This is a genomic window from uncultured Acetatifactor sp. (assembly GCF_948601915.1).
In the GTDB taxonomy this organism is placed as follows: Bacteria; Bacillota; Clostridia; order Lachnospirales; family Lachnospiraceae; genus Acetatifactor.
On record NZ_CAPDXS010000045.1, the window covers coordinates 1 to 2566 of the forward strand.

The 2566-nt window shown below is 41.0% G+C and carries 2 protein-coding genes and 1 pseudogene; 2 read left to right on the forward strand and 1 reads right to left on the reverse strand.

The genetic code is table 11. The annotated features are described in order from the left end of the window. Positions 1-55 precede the first annotated feature (55 nt). Positions 56-355: pseudogene (locus Q2B33_RS09625) on the reverse strand (recombinase family protein); the annotation flags it as partial. A 485-nt stretch (positions 356-840) separates the two neighbouring features. Between Q2B33_RS09625 and Q2B33_RS09630 the strand changes: the two are divergent. Both Q2B33_RS09630 and Q2B33_RS09635 read left to right on the forward strand, forming a co-directional pair. Next, positions 841-1275, forward strand: a complete 435-nt coding sequence (locus Q2B33_RS09630; protein ID WP_300784497.1) for an AraC family transcriptional regulator — start codon at positions 841-843, stop codon at positions 1273-1275. A 52-nt stretch (positions 1276-1327) separates the two neighbouring features. After that, complete coding sequence (locus Q2B33_RS09635; RefSeq protein ID WP_251208595.1) at positions 1328-1738, forward strand: DUF3788 domain-containing protein; 411 nt, start codon at positions 1328-1330, stop codon at positions 1736-1738. Positions 1739-2566: the final 828 nt, after the last annotated feature.

Here is a 2566-nt window from a genome sequence, read left to right on the forward strand (position 1 = left end):
CTTATCCCTTGTGTAGAGGGTGGCGGTCTGTTCCCCTGCATTGTAATTGACAACTGCGCAACTGCTCCCGTAACATTCCCATCTGCACATAATTTCTTCCCAGTCGGCTCATGTCTTTCACAATGATAGTACCGATATTGCCTTTTTCTACCTCTGCAAGCATGGCTTGCAATCCCTCACGCTCAAAGGTCGTGCCGGAAATACCGTCATCAGTAAAATGGCGTATGCCCGTAAAACCGTTCTTTTCCGCATAATCCTCCAACATTGCCTTTTGGTTGGATATGCTGTTGCTCTCGCCCTGTAACTCGTCATCATGGCTCAATCTCTCGTATAATGCTGTTAAATCGTGACTCATAATCAATTCCCTCCTTTCCGCCAGTACCGCATAAATGCTATGCTGTGGCTGTTTTGTACTTATTTTGATTAAGAAGTCTTTTATATTTTATAACTCCATGAACAAAACGAGACTTCTTCGGAGGTCTCGTTCTGTTTATGCCGGAAAAACAGAGACAGTGTCAGGAAGAAAAACCGGAGGCCAAAGCTGTAGGCAGGCGGAAGGCTTTTGGGATTCACAACATGCATTGAGGTAGTTTCTTTTTTGTTCCAGTCCAATTGATTGTACTCTCTCAACTTTGCGGAGGACATCATCCGTGATGCCGAGGCGGAATTGGACGAAGAAGAAAACACCGGAAACATAAGATGATGATAAACCGGACATTTCCGGTATTGTTTTTCTTAAGTTAATTTTCTTTATAAAGTGCAAGGAAATCTATTTCATTCTTTAGAGTGAAATGCTATAATAACTTAGTCATTGACAAAACGAAAATCTGGGGGACAATAATGCAAAGTGTAAGAATTTATGAAATGCCGGCCTGTAAAATGGTTTCGTCTCGAACAGGTATGTTCGGAGAGGGGAATTTCAATCTATTTGACGAATGGTTATCTTCACAAAAAAGAGGGTTATTTCCGAAAGATTTCCTATTTTGGGCAGGAGAGGGTTTTGTCTGGCTGTATATGTATGAAGATGGAATGAATGTTCCAAACGAATTTGAAATAATAGACTTCAAAGGCAGTCTTTATGCTGTAGCAACGGACATAGACCAGAAGACAGATAAGGGGCTAATGGACACAGAGATTGACCAGTTTCTAAGCGAAAATGGATTTAAACGTGACACATCACGTTCAGAATTAGGAAATATAATTACGCCGCCGCTTGCGAAAAAAATAATGGGGTATGAACAGATGGACTATTATATCCCGATAAAAGCAAAATAAATCCCGGTTTTGCGGTGCGGTAAAAGCAGTAAATTGGGATTGGAGGGCGGCTATGTATGAGAGAATGCTGAATAAGCAGCATATTCCAACCGTAGAGGAAATGACAACATATTGTTCGGAAAATGCAGAACGCTTTTCCAGGATAAATGATTGGCTAACTACTATGTTTCATACAGATCAGAAAGTGGTTTTCCCTTATGGCAATAAATACGGTTGGGGAATCGGACATTATAAAAAGAAAAAGCTTATGTGTAATATCTTTGCTGAAGATGGCGCATTTACAGTTATGATGAGATTAACGGATGTGCAGTATGCAGCGGTTTATGGGGAGCTGAAAAAATACACCCAGGAACACATTGATAATAAATATCCTTGTGGCGATGGCGGCTGGATACATTATCGGGTTATCTGCCAGGAACATTATGAAGATATTGTGAAACTGTTAGAGGCAAAATGTTTATAACAATCAATCCTGTAAAATTCCATTTTTGACACGTTCCCAATGGTTGAATATTATGGTTTTTTCAAACCGGAAGTTGGTATGCATGAGTATTGTTATTTGTATGTTCCAGTGCGGGAAATTAATTTGTAGAGTTGTGCAAACAGCAAACTGAATAACCGCCGCCCGTCACAGCGGCACACCAAGACAAGAAATTATGAAAAAAGTTTCCTGTTTTTCGTTCTTCCATTTTCGGAATTGCGTATCCGTGGAAAGCGAGCTGATAAATATACATTGCAAGCGTCAGGCGTATAGTTCATAATCAATCATAACCACAAAAAGATAATTGTGATGTGGTCATTGGGTGGATGCCGATTGAGAAAATTCGAGATGTAACGATATATCCCGAATTCCTAAAAGAAGAAATATATCATTTAGATGAGCCGACAAAACATTTCGTATCAAAGGGATGATTCCCGGGCCTGTTGTGCCGGTTGGTACAAAATAATCAAAAAATAAAAGGCTGTGGAGCGAAGGAAAAACCAAAATGAAAAGCCGGAAAAAGACGAAATACAATCTCTTTGTATTTCTGCGGGATATGATAAAAATGATACCTTTCCATACAGGATATCTCTTGCTGGTTGCCGTAATCAATGCCTTTCTGCCGACGGTGCAGGCGCTTGCAATCGCGGAATTCGTGAACCGTGTGGAAGGGGCATATGGCGGCGCGCTGGGCGTCCGTATGGTCTTAGTGCCCCTTATCCTATTGCTTGGGATAGTGGTTTTCAAGCAGATGATACCATCTGTCTCAAACCTGGTCAACGCATCGGCGCAGAACCGTTTAAAGACCAT